This is a genomic window from Tolypothrix campylonemoides VB511288_2 (assembly GCF_045999855.1).
GTDB lineage: Bacteria > Cyanobacteriota > Cyanobacteriia > Cyanobacteriales > Nostocaceae > Scytonema > Scytonema bouteillei_A.
The window spans coordinates 996,064-1,016,182 of record NZ_JBFPMW010000003.1 but is presented as its reverse complement, the minus strand read 5'-3'; the positions used below and the strand labels follow the sequence as shown (position 1 = coordinate 1,016,182).

The 20,119-nt window shown below is 41.8% G+C and carries 15 protein-coding genes; 5 read left to right on the top strand and 10 right to left on the bottom strand.

The window, feature by feature from the left end:
• Nucleotides 1–1,367 (top strand): DUF4114 domain-containing protein (locus AB0756_RS12800; RefSeq protein WP_408019895.1); only part of this gene is annotated, 1,367 nt, incomplete at its 5' end.
• Between the two features lie 94 nt (nucleotides 1,368–1,461).
• Here the strand turns inward: AB0756_RS12800 and speB are convergent.
• The 3 genes from speB to AB0756_RS12785 all read right to left on the bottom strand — a co-directional run bounded on the left by speB (nucleotide 1,462) and on the right by AB0756_RS12785 (nucleotide 4,555).
• Nucleotides 1,462–2,496, bottom strand: coding sequence for an agmatinase SpeB (gene speB / locus AB0756_RS12795; protein WP_038077646.1), 1,035 nt, complete (start codon nucleotides 2,494–2,496; stop codon nucleotides 1,462–1,464).
• Between the two features lie 82 nt (nucleotides 2,497–2,578).
• A complete protein-coding gene (gene ypfJ / locus AB0756_RS12790) occupies nucleotides 2,579–3,436 on the bottom strand; it encodes a KPN_02809 family neutral zinc metallopeptidase (protein WP_038077643.1) in 858 nt (285 codons plus the stop codon).
• A 177-nt stretch (nucleotides 3,437–3,613) separates the two neighbouring features.
• Nucleotides 3,614–4,555 (bottom strand): putative 2-dehydropantoate 2-reductase, encoded by a 942-nt coding sequence (locus AB0756_RS12785; protein WP_038077640.1) that lies wholly within the window; start codon nucleotides 4,553–4,555, stop codon nucleotides 3,614–3,616.
• A 284-nt stretch (nucleotides 4,556–4,839) separates the two neighbouring features.
• On the opposite strand from AB0756_RS12785, the gene AB0756_RS12780 reads away from it, so the two are divergent.
• Nucleotides 4,840–5,166: a hypothetical protein gene (locus tag AB0756_RS12780; protein WP_038077637.1), complete on the top strand. Its 327-nt coding sequence runs from the start codon at nucleotides 4,840–4,842 to the stop codon at nucleotides 5,164–5,166.
• Between the two features lie 94 nt (nucleotides 5,167–5,260).
• Here AB0756_RS12780 and AB0756_RS12775 read toward each other — a convergent pair whose 3' ends face one another.
• Complete coding sequence (locus AB0756_RS12775) at nucleotides 5,261–5,578, bottom strand: RNA recognition motif domain-containing protein (RefSeq protein WP_038077635.1); 318 nt, start codon at nucleotides 5,576–5,578, stop codon at nucleotides 5,261–5,263.
• A gap of 326 nt (nucleotides 5,579–5,904) precedes the next feature.
• On the bottom strand, nucleotides 5,905–6,513 hold the full coding sequence (locus tag AB0756_RS12770; protein ID WP_237265793.1) for a cupin domain-containing protein: 609 nt from the start codon (nucleotides 6,511–6,513) through the stop codon (nucleotides 5,905–5,907).
• A gap of 142 nt (nucleotides 6,514–6,655) precedes the next feature.
• Here AB0756_RS12770 and AB0756_RS12765 point away from each other — a divergent pair, with 142 nt between their 5' ends.
• The gene (locus AB0756_RS12765; protein WP_038077630.1) at nucleotides 6,656–7,675 is read left to right on the top strand and encodes an AraC family transcriptional regulator; all 1,020 of its coding nucleotides are present in this window, start codon (nucleotides 6,656–6,658) and stop codon (nucleotides 7,673–7,675) included.
• Between the two features lie 11 nt (nucleotides 7,676–7,686).
• On the opposite strand, the gene AB0756_RS12760 is transcribed toward AB0756_RS12765, so the two are convergent.
• From AB0756_RS12760 to AB0756_RS12750, 3 genes are all read right to left on the bottom strand, one after another.
• Nucleotides 7,687–10,884 carry a response regulator gene (locus AB0756_RS12760; RefSeq protein ID WP_050045442.1) on the bottom strand — a complete coding sequence of 1,066 codons (3,198 nt, stop codon included), beginning with the start codon at nucleotides 10,882–10,884 and terminating at the stop codon, nucleotides 7,687–7,689.
• A 27-nt stretch (nucleotides 10,885–10,911) separates the two neighbouring features.
• Nucleotides 10,912–12,498, bottom strand: coding sequence for a diguanylate cyclase domain-containing protein (locus AB0756_RS12755; protein WP_050045441.1), 1,587 nt, complete (start codon nucleotides 12,496–12,498; stop codon nucleotides 10,912–10,914).
• Between the two features lie 210 nt (nucleotides 12,499–12,708).
• A complete protein-coding gene (locus tag AB0756_RS12750; protein ID WP_038077627.1) occupies nucleotides 12,709–13,680 on the bottom strand; it encodes a hypothetical protein in 972 nt (323 codons plus the stop codon).
• A gap of 114 nt (nucleotides 13,681–13,794) precedes the next feature.
• Here AB0756_RS12750 and AB0756_RS12745 point away from each other — a divergent pair, with 114 nt between their 5' ends.
• A complete protein-coding gene (locus AB0756_RS12745) occupies nucleotides 13,795–15,687 on the top strand; it encodes a GMC oxidoreductase (RefSeq protein ID WP_038077625.1) in 1,893 nt (630 codons plus the stop codon).
• Between the two features lie 69 nt (nucleotides 15,688–15,756).
• Here the strand turns inward: AB0756_RS12745 and AB0756_RS12740 are convergent, their stop codons facing one another.
• Nucleotides 15,757–17,997, bottom strand: coding sequence for a TOMM precursor leader peptide-binding protein (locus AB0756_RS12740; RefSeq protein ID WP_038077623.1), 2,241 nt, complete (start codon nucleotides 17,995–17,997; stop codon nucleotides 15,757–15,759).
• A gap of 502 nt (nucleotides 17,998–18,499) precedes the next feature.
• Between AB0756_RS12740 and AB0756_RS12735 the strand changes: the two genes are divergently transcribed.
• Nucleotides 18,500–18,940, top strand: coding sequence for a hypothetical protein (locus AB0756_RS12735; protein ID WP_038077621.1), 441 nt, complete (start codon nucleotides 18,500–18,502; stop codon nucleotides 18,938–18,940).
• A gap of 471 nt (nucleotides 18,941–19,411) precedes the next feature.
• On the opposite strand, the gene AB0756_RS12730 is transcribed toward AB0756_RS12735, so the two are convergent.
• Nucleotides 19,412–19,975: a tail fiber domain-containing protein gene (locus tag AB0756_RS12730; RefSeq protein WP_050045440.1), complete on the bottom strand. Its 564-nt coding sequence runs from the start codon at nucleotides 19,973–19,975 to the stop codon at nucleotides 19,412–19,414.
• Nucleotides 19,976–20,119: the final 144 nt, after the last annotated feature.

The following is a 20,119-nucleotide window of genomic DNA, read 5'->3' as shown; positions in this document are numbered from 1 at the left end:
TTCCGAGCGATAGCCAAGGTAACACTGACAATACTAATGGAGGTTTACCACCGACTTCCAATCCCGATCCCACGCTTCCGAGCGATAGCCAAGGTAACACTGACAATACTAATGGAGGTTTACCACCGACATCCGAACCCGACCCCACGCTTCCGAGCGATAGCCAAGGCAATACTGACAATACTAATGGAGGTTTACCACCGACTTCCGAACCCGACCCCACACTTCCGAGCGATAGCCAAGGCAATACTGACAATACTAATGGAGGTTTGCCCCCAACTTCCAATCCCGACCCCACACTTCCGAGCGATACCCAAGGCAATACTGACAATACTAATGGAGGTTTACCACCAACTTCCAATCCCGACCCTACACTTCCAAGCGATACCCAAGGCAATACTGACAATACTAATGGAGGTTTACCACCAACTTCCAATCCCGACCCCACAATTCCAAATAACTCACCAGGAAATGGTGATACGTTAAATCATGTTTCACCGGATATTTCCCCTCAGATAAACTCTGGTAGTCCTATATCTAGCCCTGAAAATATAAGTACTGGGGGCAGTTATACTTCAACAACTTTCCAACAGTCTTCTTCAGGCAATCTCAGTGATTACAACCAGCCTACTCGCTTTGATAATATTGAGTTTTCATCAAACACTAAAGACTCCAGCACTAATATTGCTTCTGTATTATTAAACGGTGGCAAGAACATCACTCAGAGTATTAAGTCAGCGCTCGATACCCCGCGTAACACTTCAGGAAGCCATGTCACTGATAAAACCACAATCGTCGATCCAGAGATTATAAATGTGTTAAATCCTTCAAAAGACTCTCAAGCGCCATTGCTTGACCTGCGTCAGATTGACCTTAATAAAGATGGTCAGATTGATAACAAAGTCTTTGTCAATTTCTATGACGTTAAGAGTCATGCAGCTTACAATAATAGTGTAGGATTCTACAAAATTGCTAATATAGATGGAGCAGTTTTTGACTCTTTAACAGGCAAATTAATTCCTCCAGGCGAAAAAGGTTACGTTCAAGTAGCGCTTCAACAACGGGTGGAGGTAGAGCTAAATCGAAATACAGGTCAACTCATCTCTCAACTCGAGGGTGGAGCTTTATATGCTCCTTACCTAATTGCAAATGGTACGGCGCAAGAGTACCTCAACAGCATATCTAGCAATAAAACGAGCAATTCCTCTCTCCAAGCATTCTTTAGCTACGGAACGGGAAACCCCGATAAGATCGAGCACGTCAAGTCACTTGGCAAGAATCAATTGGCATTTGAGGATACCCTCGGTGGGGGAGATAAAGACTTTAATGATTTGATGTTCAAAGTGAAAGTTCAAAGCAGCCAATGAAAATCTTGTGCTGCTTTGAAGATAGTGAATGAACATTCTTCTCTCACCCAAAGGCTCACTTGTCTTTATAGAATATGAAATCCCGGTTCAATAACTAACTTTTTTGTGATAAATCCATGAGATTTGATAGTTTGTAAACTATACGAGCACCAACATTACCATCCCACTCTGCATCACCTACTTCGCAGAGATCGAAACCAATAATTTTTCTACCGCTATGAACTAATTCACGGAACAGAAAAAAAGCTTGCTCTAATTCCAGCCCTCCAGGAACGGGAGTTCCCGTACTCGAACAGAGTTTGGGATCGAGACCATCAACATCAAAGCTAATGTAGACTTGTTCGGGCAAATGACTGATGATTTCCCGGCACATTTCAATCCAAGTTGTGCCAGAGTACAGTTTTTGTTTGATAATTGGGTCGTAATAGGCAACAATTCTACCGTTCGAGCGGTCGATGGTTTGCACTTCATCATGGCTGATATCGCGCAAAGCAACCTGCACTAACTTGGAAATTTGCGGGATTTTCATGGCATTAAACATGATGGATGCATGAGAAAACTCAAATCCTTCATACGCATCGCGTAAATCTGCATGGGCATCAATGTGTAAAATGCCAAAGTTGGGATAGGCAGTTGCCAATGCTTGATAATATCCTAATGGCACACTGTGATCCCCGCCGATCGCAGCAACTCGTTTGCCATTATCTATTGCTTCTTTGGTCTTTTCAAACAACCATTGATTGACTTGTTGGCAAGCTTGATTTATTTCTGTCAGGACTGGTGTTAAATCTGGTGTTGCTGTCAGGGGTTTGCCTTGCTCTAGACGTTGGATAATTTCTGCTGCGCGATCGCGATAATACGCGTTTTTCTCAAGAATATCTTGGGGAATTTCCACCATAAATATTCCCTGTTTCCATCCATCAGGATTATCGATATCGAACAAATCCAGTTGCGTTGAGGCATCAAGAACGCGCTGCGGTCCGTTAGCAGTACCTGCACCATAGGAAACGGTCACTTCCCACGGTACGCCAAAGACTATTAGTTTCGCTGACTCGTAATCAAATGGTAACCCTAGGAGGTTACCATTTATTTGACCTACGCCACTGGGGTTGTAATCTTGGAGTTGCATTGTCCTATGGAATTAGGTAGACAAAACACCGCTTGGTGAGTACTAAAATATAGTAGCGCAGCTCGTATTTTAGAGGCTTGTTTTAGAGGCTTGCCACTCCAAAAGTATTGCATTGGGCGGGATCTCCTGTCTGAATACCTTGCTTAAACCAACGCGCTCTCTGAGCCGAAGTGCCGTGTGTGAAGGATTCTGGGGTGACATATCCTCTCGCTTGGCTTTGCAAGCGATCGTCTCCAAGACTGCTAGCTGCATTGAGTGCTTCTTCAATATCACCTGTTTCTAAAACCTGGCGCGATCGCTGGGCGTGATGTGCCCAAATACCAGCAAAACAGTCTGCTTGTAACTCCTGGCGAACGGAAAGTTGATTGGCTTGTTCTTGAGGAACTTGACTTTGTGCTGCACGAACTTTGTCAGAAATACCCATAAGAGTCTGAACGTGGTGTCCAACCTCGTGAGCAATAACATATGCTTGAGCAAAATCTCCAGGAGCTTGGTATCTATTCTTTAAATCTCTATAAAAGCTTAAATCAATATAAAGTTTTTGATCCGCAGGACAATAAAAAGGACCTACTGCCGATCGCGCATAGCCACAAGCAGACCGAATAGCATCAGAGTAAAGCACTAACTTTGGCTCTACATAAGTTCGTCCCATTTGCCGAAACAGGCTATTCCAGGTATCCTCAGTATCTGCTAGGACAACTGAAACAAAATCAGTCAAGCGATCGTCGCTTGTTGCAGAACGTTCTGTTTGAGTAGACTCTGAGTTAGGGCTGCTTGGTGCTTGTGTTTGGTCCCAAATAACGCTGGGATCGCCACCTAATAACGCTACAATTAATGACAAAACAATTGCCCCAATACCACCCCCGACAACAGGTGCGGAAATCCGACTTCCACGCCTATCTTCAACATTGGTACTTCTACGACCAAATTCCCACCGCATAGCCTAGAGTCTCCCAATAATTTATATATAGTAGAAGTGCGATTTGGCGATCGCATTTTCTAAACTTTTACAAATGCACCAAAAATATAAGTAATTTTATTCATATAAGGCATCTGTCACAGGGGTTGCGATCGTTTGCTCGGACATCATACTTCGGGAAGGCTTGCTGTCCATCCCTCATCTTGCAGTTCTCATCGCATCTAAAAACTTTAGTTGCTGGTAAAGACAATCTATTTTAGGGAGATTGGTACCAGCCGCTTGTACCATCCGCAATGGATTTCCAAAAATGGCTTCTACTTCCATAGGACGGCGTTCATCATAATCTATTTTCATACTGGTTAAGTATGGTGTCATCTTGGCTGTATTGTGGAGCATTTTTTGAATGAAAGTGTCAGGAATCGTGCGTCCTAAAGCTTTTGCGCCCGTCGCCACCTCATACATAAGTTCCTCAACTAACTTGCTGGAGTCAGGAGACGCCATTAATTCTGCTGTTGTTGCGTTCAGAATCACAGAAAGTCCGTTATATGGAATATTCCATACTAGTTTTTTCCAACGAGCCAAAAGTAAATCTTCATCTAATTCAACAGGAATGCCAGCATTTTCAAAATCTTTTCCTATTTGTCGCAGGCGTTCTGTGATACCACCTGGATGATAGTTTTGTGTATATTCACAAAGTATGATGTTTTTGTAGCTGAGGTGACGGATGTATCCGGGCGCAATTTTATTTGCAGTCAAAAAGCATATCCCACCTATGACTTTATCACTACCAACAATTTGAGCAACTTCTGCTTCTATGCCAAACCCATTCTGTAAAACCAGCACTATCCCAGTATCCTTGACTGCAAAAGGTAATATTTGTGGTAGTAAATGATTTTGCGTCGTTTTCAGTGAAATCACGACGACATCGCAGGCTGGGATCTTTTGAACATCAGAATACGCCTTGACACGAGGTAATGTAAAGTCGCCATCCACTGACTTTATAACTAAGCCATGTTGCCTGACGTGTTCGCAATCGCTTTTGAGCAAAAAGTGGACATTTAACCCAGATTGTTGCAGTTTGGCTCCATAGAAGCCACCCAATGCACCAGTTCCAACGATCGCGTAGGTAAACTCACACATGATATCACATACAATATAAGTAGATGACTTTTTAAGGCTTAATAATAAAAATATTTAATATATTTAACTTATGTTAACTTAATCGTTATTTTGTTAATTAAGCACGCTAGCGAGCACTTCCTTATTTTATAAATATGTTAAACATTCTATATCTAGTACAGGCAGGCAAAAAGAACTATGCAGTTGAAAAAGCACTTGGGAGTTTAGGAAATTAAGCTCTGTTGCCCTCTATTCTCAGCATGGGTGCCTTTCTGGTCTAGGTTAACATTCATCCCAGAACATTAATGCTTGATTTAAACAGCTTAGCTGAGCTTTCCCGTACCAATTGTGTCAGTCTTTGTGCCTTTCTAGTACCAGCTAACCTAGTTGCCACAATCGTTACAATGCTTCTCACTGCGTTCGATCGCCCAACACATCAAATATGGCGATCTGCAGGAGTTGCCACTCTTCTCGCTTTAATCATGGTATTGCACGTATACACCTGGTTTGCAGTTGGCATAGTCATGGCTCCCACTTATATTTTGTTACTGCTAGCACTCTCTTGTTTGCTAACCAATATAGGGGCTCTCCTCTTTCAGAGACACTTCGCTACAGTAACCGATAACCAGTGAATAATGACTGGTGAGTAAGAATAAAATCTATCAAAAAAGGCAGGCTTTGTGCCTGCCCACGACTTTACAGTTATTTGATTCTTGTTCTCAAGCTTTAGTAGCGTCTGGAATAACCACCACTGTTATTTCCACGTCTACCGCCACCACCACCGTATGAAGAACCTCTGTCTTCACGTGGCTTAGCTTTGTTAACTTTTAGATTCCGACCCATCCATTCAGCCCCATCAAGCGATTCAATAGCTGTTGTTTCTTCTGCATCTGTTCCCATATCTACAAAGGCAAAGCCTCTCACTCGACCTGTTTCCCGATCTACGGGTAATTGGACTCTTTTTACGGTTCCATACTCTGAAAAAACGTGTCTGATATCGTTCTCTTGAACTTCATACGATAAATTACCGACGTAAATTGACATAAAACATCTCCTGAATCAATTGGCGATGAGAGTTAGATTCGGAGATTACGCTTGTAAGTACCATGAGACAAACTGCAAAACCGAATATAAATCCTGTGAATTAAGGATAACACAAGTTGCTGGGCTGATTGTCATCGTTTTAAAAAATTGTAAAAATTGCTTAAAGTTAATAAAGTATCAAGGAGAAAAGTGTCTGTTCAAGAAATCTGTAGGCTTCCAAGAAAGGATGTTCCGCCCAAATTTTCTTTAGTGGTAGATAAAGTTGTCTCACTTATCTTTAAATGAAGAAGACAACTTGAATTCTTGCATCCTTGATCTCCGATACTTTATCCTTTTTTGTTCCAGTATTTAACGATCGCTTGCTCGCTATCGAGCCAAAGCGCTACCTGAATTAGAGTGTCGATAAGTAACTTTTGCACGAGGCGTGGCGGACCAACAAGGATAGTGTCAGCTTTCCTTAATAACAAAGCTAGGTGCAAGGGATTGCTAGGCATTCCCTCACGATTGGTTTTGCCATCAATTGCCAAACCATACAACCCTCTGATAAATTGCTCAAACTGTCCTGCAGGGGTATTTTCACTTGTATAGGTCACCCATTCTTCTGAAGCATTGCGAAAACTGTGTTGCACTCGAGGAGGAACATACACGCTCTCTCCGGCTTGTAGTGTAAGGCGTTTACCTCTCCCTCCAACCTCCATTTCCAGACATCCTTGCAATACGGTAAAGGTTTCACCCATCTTGGTGTGATAGTGCAACGGGCTACCTTTTGCACCGGGGGGTAGGTCAAAGCGCACTTTAAAGTATTCTCCTTCCCCCGTGGGGTTTGAATGCAAAACAGTCATGCGATCGCCCGTAACTGAATTCACAATGGTTTCTGGTTGTTGAGTTGCAATTAACTGAGTAGGTTGGCTTTGAACATTTGTCAATTCCATCATCACAAAAACTCCTTTGGGTTAAAATTGTGTCTGAACCTTTGTATTACCGGATGCATTGCTGCTTGGCTATAGTTCAAGAATAGGGGTTCTGCCTTATTGTGAATTGACATATCCTGCCAAGAAGTTAACCGATCGCGACAAGATGAAAGAAGCCACTTTCTCTGTTTACCTTACCCGCAGCATTATGCAATATGCAGTTGCAAAATACGGAGTCGATGCAGATAGTTTGTGTGCGGCTGCGGGAATCGAAACTATCCTGCTGAACCAACCGGATGAGAGAATTCCCGGTACACTTCACAGTGCGGTGTGGCGGGAAGCAATTCAGCGTACAGGGGATGAAAATCTGGGCTTACACCTCGGAGAAGTTTTTAATTTGGCAGCGTTTGGCATTCTCGGCTATGTTATGGTGAACTGTCAAACACTTGAGCAAGTCTTGGAAAAGCTGTCTCGATATACCCATTTGTTTAGCCAAGGTGTGTATATTCACTTCACTGTATCTGAGGGTTTGGTGTTTTGCGACTGCGATATTGCGGGCGACTTAAAAAACTACTTGTTAACAGAACCCCGACAAGCCATTGAAAGTACTTTTTCATCTTTGCTGACAGCAACAAGAGTTTTGACAGGAAAGCAACTTCACCTTCACGCTGTTTGGTTTGGGTATCCACGCCCCGTGAATACTTCCGAACACGATCGCATCTTTCAGACGAATGTACATTTCTCAATGCCTACAAACCGTTTGATCTTTGATGCCAATTGCTTGGATTGGTCTATTTTATCAGCTAACTCGAACCTTTTATCGATCTTTGAGCAGCATGCAGAGGCAATGCTCAATACAATAGTGCGAGAGGATAAATATACTCGACAAGTGGTACAAGCGATCGCGCAACAACTTAAAGGGGAGCTACCATCAATTCAAGCGATCGCTCAATCTCTCGCCATGAGTGTCCGCCAATTGCAGCGAGAATTGCAAACTGAAGGGAAATCTTACCAACAAATTCTTGACGAAACCCGTAAAGAGTTGGCTTTGCGACATTTAAAGAATCCAGAAACTCCGATTTACGATATAGCCTTTTTGTTAGGGTTTTCGGAACCGAGCGCTTTTAACCGAGCATTTAAGAGATGGACGGGGCAAACTCCAAGGAGTTACCGTCAGTCACTGTAGCAAAACACACCTTATTTATCAATAAGTTTCAAAATTTCCGAAAATTGATAGTTACGAGTGAGCTGTTTCAACTCAGTTATCAGAGATGCGTACTCTTGAGGAATTTGTTCGATCAGAGATAACACTTCATCATCATCACACAAGAGTACTGCTTGGTGTAAATCATCAATCCAATTAACAGGCATCACCGATAAATTCTCAGCTGTGAGTGAAGCACAAGCAAATGGTTTTTCTTGTCTCTGGAAACCCGAAGATAAAACTACATCTGAATATATATACTTCACTCCCAAATGTTCTTCCATTTTGGCAAACAGCTCGCTTTCTTGGAAGGGTTTGCAGATAAAATCATTACATCCTGCTTGGAGGGCAAGGGTGCGACTGGTTTTTGATGCCCTAGCAGATAGAGCAATAACGATCGCCGATTGACCTTCTGGAGTCGAACGAATACGTTGTGTTGTTTGATACCCATCTATTCCAGGCATACGAATATCCATCCAAATTAAATGTGGTCGCCACTCTTGCCAAATTTGGATACCTTCTTCTCCATTTTTGGCTACTTGCACCTCAAACCCCACTTGAGTCAGTAGCTTGAACAGCAGGTAACCGTTTTCAGGATCGTTATCTACAATTAAAATTCGATAAGCTGGTTGTCTATCCACTAGTCCGATGACTCGACGCTGAATCGGCGCGGGTGACACATCTGATGCTTTTGCCAACTGAGCTTGAACCTCAACACTAAAAGTACTACCCTTACCGGGAGTACTGCTTACCGTAATAGTACCACCCATTAAGTGTGCGTATCTGAGGCTAATGGTCAATCCCAGCCCCGTTCCTTCTTGCGAGGATCTGCCAGAATATGTTTGGATAAAAGCATCAAAGATAGTCTCAAGTTCGTGTGATGCAATCCCGATTCCGGTATCTACAACAGAGAACACAAGAGTCTCGAACACTATAGATTTTTCGTTATCGACCTGATTTTGCCCTTTCTTTGCTCCTCTTGTTGCTGTCAGAATTACGCTACCTTTTGGAGTAAATTTAACTGCATTACCCAGTAGATTTGTCAAGACTTGCCGGAGTTTGTTAGCATCAGTGGTGATAAATTGTGGTAAATCTGAAGCAATCTGAAGGGAAAGCTGCAAGCCTTTGGCTTCAGTTCGCTGACGGAACATACTCTCTAAAGAATACAGTAAAGCATGAAGGTCAAAACTACTTTCATCCAATATGATTCGTCCCGCTTCGATTTTAGATAAATCAAGAACATCATTGATGATGCTTAGCAAGTGCTCGCCGCTACGATGCATAATTTGTAAGTTTTCTTGCTGTTCTGGTGTTAGAGATGAGTCATAACTCATAACTTGAGCAAAGCCTAAAATGACATTCAAGGGTGTCCGGAGTTCGTGACTCATGTTTGCCAGAAAAATACTTTTCGCTTGATTTGCGAATTCTGCAGCTTCCTTTGCTCGTTGCAGTTCAACCTCAGTTTGTTTGCGCTCGTTAATATCTCGATGCGTTCCTGTCATTCGTAAAGGTTTCCCATTTTCATCCCAAACAACGACTTTACCGTAGTCAGCAATCCATTTCCATTCACCAGATTTGGTTTGAAGTCGATAGTCAAATCTATAGGGAACTGAACAATCTTTTAGGTGCGCTTGTAAGATTTCTTTCACCCAAACCTTATCTTCAGGATGAACCAGTTGTTCCCATGTACTTAAATTTTGGGGGAATTCTCTTGCATCGTAACCAAGCATTTCAAAGTATTTAGGGCTGAAGTAGACTTCATTCGTACTTAAATTCCAGTCCCAAAACCCATCTCCCGATCCTTCAAGTGCTAGTTTTAATCGTTCTTCACTGAGTTGCAATTCCAGTGTTCGTTTGCAAACTCGTCTTTCTAATTCGACATTTGTCTGTTGTAATGCAAGTAATGAGGCTTGCAGTTGATTTGTCATATCTCTAAATGAATTTGCTAGTTCTCCCAATTCGTCTTCTCGATATACAGTCATCGGATAATTAAAATCTCCCCGAGAAATTTTCTTGGCAGCTGCATTCAAATTTATTAAAGGACGAGTTATCCAGTTAGATGTAATGACTCCAATGGCTGTAGCAGAAAAAGCTGCTGCTAGGCATAATAATATAGTAATAAGTGTATTATTATTAATTTGTGCCATAAAATCTGATTCTGGCACGACAATAACAATCACCCAATCTAGACCTAGTTTATCTTTATAGGGAATAACTTGTAGATACTGGCGTTGATTGCGATTCCAAAAACTCAATTGCTGACTTTTTTGAAAACTTTTAAAACTTCCAAACTTGTCTTGTAAATATTGACTGGTTGCTTGAATTAAAGTGTCGTAACTTTCAGTTGCTTTAATTCGCTCGAACTTGTGACTTCCATTTTGTTGTTTGAAGGGAAGCCGCTGTCGATCGCTTGAACTTCCTACCAAAAGTCCGTTACGTTCAACAATAAAAATTTTTCCAGTTTGACCAACCTTGACACTGGCTAAAAATTTCCGAAAGAAGGACAGATCGCAAGCACTAGAGAAGACACCAAGTAGTTTTTTTGTTTTTGGCTCGTAAATGGGATAGTTGGCATTGAGGGACATATCTGAATTATCAGACAGCAGGAAAATTGGGCTCCAAACGGGCTTTCCCTCCTCAACAGCGGCGCGGTACCAAGGCCGTTGTTTGAGATAAAATTGTGGCATTGTTCTCAGACGACTGAGTTTTCTTCCCTTACGGTCTACAGCGTCGTAATATATTACGCTAGGGTTTGCAGGATCGGAACTCAAGATACTCAGTAGGGGGTTCCGATTGGCAACAATGAAGTCGCCTCGTGCTGTACCCACCATTACGTGGCTAACATTTTCAAATTGCAGGAGTTTGTTAAAAAGATAACGTTCCAACGCCGGACGGTTCTGGAAATTTAGATACCCCGAATGAACAGCATCAGCATTTATACGGTTGATTAGTGGTGGGGTGGCTAAATAGTTAGTGAGGTACAAATCAACGCGAGACCCTACCTCGCTCATCAACTGATTGGCTATCTCATCAACTGCTTGTTGTCCATTTTTAAATGATAGGTAACCAACTAGCGCTGTTGCAGCAATCATCTGTAACACGAATGGAATAACGAGCACCCAACTTAGGGACATATAACCTACGCGGTGTTTAAAATTTTGAATATGAGAGGTTGGGGGTTGATTGCTCATTGCTTTTAGTCTAGCGAGTCAAATAATTCATCTAGAATAACTGATACTGTAAGTATTACGCCCTCTTGCCTTTGCAACGTACAGTGCTTCATCTGCTGTAGCAATTAAGTTTTCCGGTGAGTTTTCTAGTGTGGGAACAACACAAGCAATACCCATGCTTATGGTTACAACTTGACTGATAAGGGAAGATTCATGAGCAATACCCAGAGCCGCTATTTCTGTTTGAATTTTTTGTGCAATGTGAACGGCTCCATTTAAATCGGTGTTGGGTAAAAGTACGATAAACTCTTCCCCTCCATAGCGAGCTACCAAATCCGCAGGTCGTCTGCTATTGTTAGCAAGGGCTTGGGCTACTTGTTTCAAGCATATATCCCCTGCTTGATGTCCGTAGCGATCGTTGTAGTACTTAAAGTAATCTACATCACACAGGATTAATGCTAAAAAAGTTCCCTCGCGCCGCGATCGCCGCCATTCCTGACTGAAGGCTTCATCAAAACAACGACGGTTTGCTATTTGCGTTAGACTGTCCAAATTAGCCAACCGTTGGAGTTTTTGATGGGCTTGTCTGAGGGATTCTTCTGCTTTCTTGCGCTGCATGAGTTCACCAAGCTGAAGCGCAACAGCATTGACGAGCTGGACGATTTTGAACTCATAGGGGATTTGGGACTGTTTGAAGAAAACTAAAACAGCCAGTAGCTGTTGGTCCAATAGAATGGGAACACCAAAAGCTGCTTTTAATCCACATGCGATCGCTGCTTCAGTCCGTAAGAATACTGGTGGTTGCACCTGTGCTAAATCCTCAATCCATACAGGTTGTAAAAATTCCCAAACTTGTCCTACTAAGCCCATATAAGGTGCAAACCTTAGAGGGGAACTGGCTTTATGAAAGCGATTGAATTGTACCTGTTTGGAGTCATAAGAAGTTCGCCTTAATTGCAAATTTGTGCCATCTTCACTGAGAATCCAAACTTCGGCATAGTCCCAAGCGATCCCCTGACGCACTTCACATAAAATAGCATCAAGAGCAAGGTCAAAATTAGATGCTTGACTGACTGCTTGAATTGTTTTCAACAACAGTTTAGTTTCGGCTTCTGCTTGTTCTTTCTCTTGAATTTCTTCGTGCAATCTCTGGTTTTGTGCGGAAAGCTCTTGTCGTTGCTTTTGAATTGTGAGTTGATGGCTGATTCGCACTAAAACTTCTTCAGCCTGAAAAGGTTTGGTAATATAGTCTGCACATCCACTTTCAAAAGCCTTCACTTTATCTGTAGCGTCATCCAAGGCGCTTAAGAAAATAATCGGAATTTCACTGGTTTCTGAAGAGTTTTTTAGCGCAGTACAAACTTCATATCCATCCATATCTGGCATTTTTATATCTAATAAAATTAGATCGGGTTTTTCTACTCGAATAGTTTCTATTGCCACATGACCGCTCATCGCCTTCCGAACTTTATACCCGTGTTTGTTAAGGATCGCAGCAAGTATCCGAAGGTTATCGAGATGGTCATCAACAATTAGTAAATTTGCCTTGGTTGCTAATATCTCTCTTTGGGTTAAACAGCCAGACTCTGTAGATTTTTGAATGTGTTTGGTGGCTCCATGCATTTTTATAATCATTACTATGTAAAATTTTGTTGACTATGTTTGAATTCTTTCCAAAAGTTTAACTATAAAAACAATATTATACAAATCTTAATCCCTTGACTTTATGTCAAGAGGTTGGATTGTAGTTTTTCTAGTAAAACTATTACAAAGTTATTTATATCTAAAATTTAGATTTTTTTTTAAAATTCTCATCTATTTTTAAGAAAACATGAATTGCATTGACTAATTATTATTAAGAGCATAATATTTTATTATTGCATCATCTCCCCTGTGTTGAACGGCTCTTTTAACTTGCTGCCACAATTCAGTATTTTCTCGGTAGATACTTAAGGCTGCGATCGCATCTTTTGCGTCTACAATTTTTCCTTCTTCTATTAAAGATAATAAAAACTCCAAGGCGCAATCTTGTCGCAGCATTGCTATCGCCAGCAGCCCTGTTCGACGCAATTGTGCGTTTATTGTTTTCTCCCACCAATTTTTTAGAATAAGAAACGCTTCATTTAATCGCGATTCCCCAAGCGCTAAAGCAGCAAGCTCGCAAACTTGTTCTTCTGAAGTTACAAGAAAACTTGCAATCAAAGGTAGCGATTGTACGGAAGCAAGTTGTAATAGAGCAATGAAGCATTCCGAGAGAACTTGAGGTGCTTTATCCCCCATGCGAACTTTCAAACGCAGTAGCGGTACTCCTTGAGCATTCGCAGTATAAGCGATCGCTTTTGCTGCAGCAACTCGTGCTTCCGGTTTTGAATCGGCGAGTAAATCTGCTAATTCGTTCATAACATCTGGATAATTCATCCTTACCAAACCTAAAGCGCATATTCCGCGCAAAATTGCTGCTGTGTCTTCTTTTCCTCCCCAAACAGGTTCCATTTGAATGTGATGAATTCCTTGAAGAAAAAGACTTTCCTGAGGGGAGTCAAGGCGGTAGAGCGTTTCTGCAATCTCCTTTTTCGCAACACAACCCGGATCTGTTTGTGCTGGGTTGACCATCATTCGCTCAAACGCTTCAACAAGGTCGGGGAGCAAGTTTGAGATTGCTAATTCTCCTATTATCTTTGCAGCGCGTGCAACAGCTATAGAATATTTGCTTTTTAGAGTTTGACGCAGAATCGCGATCGCTCGCTCATCAAGTGGATTTTCTCGAATTTGAGTCAAGACAGATAAAGTTTCTTCAAGCTTGCGTGATTTTGCCATATACAAGTGAATCAGTACTTAATTGCGGCAACTATATCCATAATGTATATTTTGATGGAACTTCAGTCCTACGGGACAAGTAACCGCTTTTTCGACAACAGGAGGTTATTAAAGATGGACTTCGTTCCTTACCACAGTGGGTCGGCGGGTTCTTTGCAGGAGCTTGAAACAGCAGTTGCAAACCAAGTCATAGGAGCTAGATCGTTTATTGCTGCTCCTGTCCAGAAGTTTTACGTGAAATTTCGCACCCAAAACTACCGCCCCAACCATCTTGTAACAATTCGCAACAATGTCGATGGTTGGTGGCAAGACATATATGGAGCATACTACAATGGCGAATGGGTCTTCTTTCTAGAGGAATCCAAGTATCGGAACGGTTTCAAGATAAAGTTTGTACTGGATCGCCAGGTCTGGATGGAAGGAGAGGACATTCAACTACAGCCATTTGGCGAACATATTTTTACAGAAGCAAATGTTTCTTTTGCCTCAGTTCCACTCCGATATTTACACGGTTATGATAATTTGCGAACTGACGATAGTAAGCTTCAGCAAGATGCTATTCCGAGAAATACTGATGAGACGATTGAATATGATGTTGCAATCGTTGGATCGGGTATGGGCGGCGGGATTCTAGCTGACGCGCTCTCCGACAGCGGTCAGCGCGTGCTTGTGCTAGAAGTAGGAAGTTTGCTCTATCCCACACACATGACAAACCTTCCCGGAGATTGGTCTCGGCTTGCATCGCATCATCAAGTAGGACATTTTACAAACGAGCCAGGATCTGAGTTCTTGTTCGGCGTACAGATGAACTTTGGGGGTCGCTCTATCTTTTGGTCGGGTCTCATTCCACCCATGCATGATTGGGAAATTCTTGCGTGGCCAGAAAGTATTGGAGAATACTTAAAGAGCCCTCAGGGATATGACCGTGCGGAAAAACTGATGCGGAAACAAAAAACTCTCGGTCGTTTCCAAAATCGTATAGTTCGGGAATTGCAAAGTACATTTTCAGATTATAAAGTGGAAGATTTGCCGCGATCGCGCCATCAACCCAATTTAGACAATCAAGGAAGTTTGGAAAATGTTATCGAAGCGTCTACGGGAACTTTTTCTACAGCCTCATTGCTACTGGATTCTCTTTCATTTAACGGTCCGGTCGGACGAGATAATTTGACGGTCAACTTAAATCACTTGGTGACTCACATAGAAACTGATGGTAGCAAAGCTGTTGCTGTTGTATGTCAAGATTTGGTAGGCAATCAGCAACGGCGTTATCGCGCAAAGCGTATTGTGCTGGCGGCTGGTTCTTTGGAGACTCCACGAATTGCCATACGCAGTCAGCTTTCCGATCCCAATCAAAAAATCGGTGTAGGTTTGACAGACCATCCTGCTTTTTTCTCAAATACCTACGAGCTGGACGCGAACAGCCCTTATAACGGGTTTGAAAATCATGCCAAGATACTAATGTACCACAAACAGGCAACGACTACCGAACATCCTTACAATGTTGAGTTGCTAATCAATCCAAAGTATTGGGATGTAGCACACGCAGATGATGATATTTGGAAGCAAGAAGTCGCAAAAGATCAAAAGACAACAGTTCGCCTGCAATTTGTTTTTGCCAGTCCGCTTGATGACCGCAACCGGGTTTTTCCACGGGGTGAAGGACAAAAGTTGGGGGTTATGGTAAACCGCAATCTCTCCGGCTCAAACCTGTTTAATGAAGTACGGGATTTACGCAATAGTATCCTCGAATTTCTACAAGCACCTCACAACCCCAATGATGGAATGCATTTTGGAAATGAAGGAACGGTACATCACGCGGGTGGTTCAATGCGGATGAGTCGCGATCGCACGGGTGTGGTGGATGAAAATCTGAAAATGGAGGCGTATGATAATCTGTATGTTTGTGATGTGTCTGTGTTTCCCATTATTCCAGCTGCAAATCCGAGTTTGACACTGGCTGCGTTGACTCTTCGTCTGGCTGACCATTTGGCTAAGTTGTCGTAAATTGGCGATCGAGATCAATCTTTTATGCTCTTGTCTGGAACAGGTGTGAACTCGGTTCCAGACAGTCCCTTATAAAAACATGGGAATTGGATTGAGCTCGTTCTCCGTTAATGCTTCTTGCATCCAACCCAACTTCACAGGTACATCATAAAGCCGACCCAAACCAAACTGCGCCCAAAAGTGACGCAGACCGGGAACAACAACTTTAGCAACACATATACCAATGTCTGGACGGGTTTGATCGAGGACAAGCACTTCTAGCCCGTGTTTTATAGCTACATCAATACACGTCTGAATATCATCTCGCAAATCATCCCCGGTATATGGAGCGTAATTTCCTTGCACCTTCACAGATAAATTGCTATTAGGCGCTAAATATGATTGATTTTCTATAGTTGCGGTTCTACACCAAGTTTGTATATCCTGACGGGAGAATTTGGTTGGAACATTAGGATTCGCACCCCCGGAAAGAAACACCATCTGATTCATTTCTGTCACAGCACGCAGTAAAGCGAGTTTTGGATCGAGGTGAGTTCCAAATCCAAATAAAATGTCTTCCGATTGTTGATTTAGGCGTCGGGAGATAGCTGCAAAAGTAGGAATGTTCAAATCGGTGGTCAGGTCTAACACCCAAAACTCTCGCTGGATCGATGTATAGTAAGTTTTTAGGTTCCGCAAGTAAGAATCTTCAAAACTATCTATATCAACTAGCGGTCTGTGTAAACGGTTGTACCACCATATTGCTACTGCATCCCGTTCTACTAACTCCAGAAATCCTTGAAGGATAGCTTCTTCTTGACAAATTCCAGCAGCCGTACCATTTGTATCTGCATAGCAAAAGTTGTAGTCGTCAGGTAGGGGATAGCCGTAGTAACAGTAGGCGGTCGGTAAATAGTTGAATTTTTGATGGGTGAGAGACCAGATGGGAGTCCATTCAATTTCTCGGTTTTCATCAAATGGTTCGGGTATCCATTGGTTAATGTGGTGTTGCTGGTTCCATACTTGGCGATCGCGGTACTGAGTTATGCTGTATTGCATGCACTTATAAGGATGTATTGCCAATTCTCCCAATTCAGCATAAGTGGCTTTCACCCTTAATTCATCTCCAGTATAAGTTCCTGAATACCGCTCTATGGCTTCTCCCAAAGCGCTCATTTTTGCTTGTGCTGCGGTTTTTCCTTTACCAAAGCTTTTTGGGCGAACAGCATTCCTGATATGCTCTAACTCCTTACCTTCCCTAGGAAAACTGTGGTCTACAACATAAGCATGAATGAGAGGGTTTGTCTCAAAGGGTTGAAATAGATTTCTGATGACCCCAGTAATCGGGCTGATGTGATGTTCGTAATATCGAAACGCTTCTTCAGGTAAACAGTGACGAAAACCGCCATCGTCAGTAAACTTTTTCTTGCGGCTGGTTAATTCCAATGGTTGCAGCCCTTTGGTGACAAAATAGTTAGGTTCACCGCAACAAAAACATTGAGGACGACGAACTAAAATGTGACGTTGTAGATTGAGGCTAACGAGATCGAAGGTGAGCAGAGTCTTTTCTAAAGAGTGCTGTTCTGAATTGCTGACCCATTTCGCAATTTCAGTTGCTGCAATATTCAGTCCCGTGTGTAAAGTAGAAGGCAAAGCAGCACGAGAGATCGGAAACGGCTCAAGAGTTTGCTTTTGTTCTTGAAGAAAAGATTCGATTTCCCGATTTAACCGCAGCCGTTGCGCCAGACATTCCCAGCATCCCGTATAACCGGGTCGAAAAACTGGACCGATCCAAATCGTACCACCAACTGGCTTTAGGAGGAGCCAAGGGCGTTGACTTTGCAAAGCTTCTCGGTTAAAAGTTCCTAAACCGGGTTGGAGATAATCATCGGTGAGAACAGCAGTCAATTCACCTGAATCGCTTACAGGAATATTTAGAGATTCCAAAATAGCTTTTAAAGGCTCGGCTGTGACATTACCAAAAGTTGCGATCGCAATTTTAACTTGTTGGAAGCGTTGAGCGGTTAGGTCTGCATCTCTATTAAGCAGATTCCAAAATGCTGCTTCGGGAGGCGGTGTGCTACTTGCATTGGTAATGTATCCCTTTTTTTCTAGTTGTTCTAAACCAAAGAGAATCTCGTCAACGGATGCTTGTCCTTGCAGATGCTTGTTCATTTCTTCAACTGTGTAACACCCATTTAATAAAGGTGCTAACAGATAATACAAGCGTCCCGTTAAGACAAAATGCCCCTTTTCACTTAAAAGATACACATTCTTTGGAGGAGATAATTCAACATGAAAGTGGTCTTTAAATTTAGGTTTGATAGGCATATTTATATAAGTTAGGAAAAAATATAAAACTTTGGTTTTGTTGTTGAAATATACAGCAGATTTTCACTTGGTAAAATACAGAAATACTTCAACCGTGCGATCGCGCATCCTCCCTTTGGTACTGCGGTGTACACACAAATCTAATCGGTTACTTCTAAATATAGTGTCAAATGAGAGGTCAGGATGTAACCTGCGGCTTAATGTATTCAACGTAAAGAACGTACTTACACTTTCGTGAGTTGTTAGTAGTTTAGAGAATTTTACATAGATATGTTTATTTTGTACCCACTTACTTAGCAGTTTACATTATATTTTTCTAAAAATTGGGCGACATCGCTCTTTTACGAATTTCAAAAATTTGCAATTTTTTGTTGCAAAAATAGATACAATTTAAGGTATTTTAAAAAACTTTACGAGCGGGTAAATATATTCACGCTAGATAATGCAGATGTAGAATATTAAGTAATGACTTCCATTCAGACAGATTGAGGCAACTCGTTTCATGTTAAGGTACGACGGTTTATATATTTCATATTATGAAGATGAAGAAGACAGAGGTGTATATACGAGTTGTTTGAGGTTCTACCGTAATGGAACGGTCATCTGCTGTGTAACTTGTGGAGAAGTAGAAGAAATTATCAAGTGGTTTGACAAAAGCAATCCGAATATAAGACCAGGGAAGTATAAAGTGTATGGCGATCGCATAGAATTCTCAGTAAAATATGAGTTTAACTTTGAATGCAGTTGTTTAGAAAATGGTAAAGAAAAGCGTTGGATGGAGTTTGACTTAACGAAGATTAACTATAAAGGAAGTATTGTAAAAGATACTCTAGAGTTGCAGATTCACAGTTACCGATATAGAGAGAATCACAAGCCAATAGATAAGTATTTCTTGGAAAAATACACGTTTGTGGAAACAGCTGATACATTTGTGACGAATTAAATGCCACAATGGCAGAGAATGTTAATTGAGCCGGGACTGGATAAGGGAGGCTCGTAGTACACGGCTGACGCTTCCTCAAGTACATATCAGTTTTATTCTGTTCCCCAACGGAAGAAAACCTGCAAATGCTTTCACATCCACAGGTTGTTAGTATTGTTTAGTGTAATGGACTTTAAATATTTATCAATGAAAGCTTGGTAAATTATGCAGTTTGAGAACAGAGATCGCACGACTCCACTCTAGCTCCCTCTCCAAAACACTCAAGAGCTTTTCTCCCCCAAATCCATCCTACGGTGGTATACAGATCTCTAGAAAAGAGATGAAACATCGTGAAAAGGGAGAATTAGAATTAAGTTCCCCCCTTTTGTAAGGGGGGTTAGGGGGGATCGAAACCGCAATGAATGCACTATATAAGACTTGTGTACATCACCGCAGCCAATCCATCAGGGGATTCGGGGGGATAGATCTAATCTATTTGGAGACCGTAGAATGAATATGTTGCTTGAGTTGGTGTAATTCTGCTCGCAGTTCGCTAAGTTGTGAGTCTTTTTCTTGTATTAACTGGTAGAGTGCTTGGATTGCTGCGAGGGAAACTCCCATGCCATCTACAATATTAATTGTGCGATCGCTGTCACCGACTTGAAACGTTGCAGCAAAGTCTTGCGCCATCGGACCGATATGGCGAACTGAAGCATCCTGATGTTTATATTGCCAGCTAGTGATGGGCAAATTGACAATCCCATGGAGAATTTCTTGAGTATTGACTTCAGAGATTGCTTCTTTGATATTGCGATCGCTTGCGACAGAACGTCGGGAACCATTCGGATCGTATTGGATTCCGAGAAAACTGGCTTTAACAACGCATTCTCCAAGAACGGGAATTCCTTCAACAAGTGGAACATTGACAACCTCTTGCGAGCTAGCCGTTACGGAAAGATCGCAACCTCCGACACAAGCTGCTAACTCTTCATCAGTCAGATCTTCAATGAGGTTTTGAGAATCAGATTTGATTGATTCAAAATGATTAAGCTGCATTTTTATTTTAGATAGGGAACAGAAAGATTTTATTGAAATTTTCTCCTGAAACTCTTACACTGTAAATCATTTTTTTGAAAAAAATCTTTATTGATTCATAACTAAAATACCGAATATTAGATTTTTATCTTAATTCAAAATTTA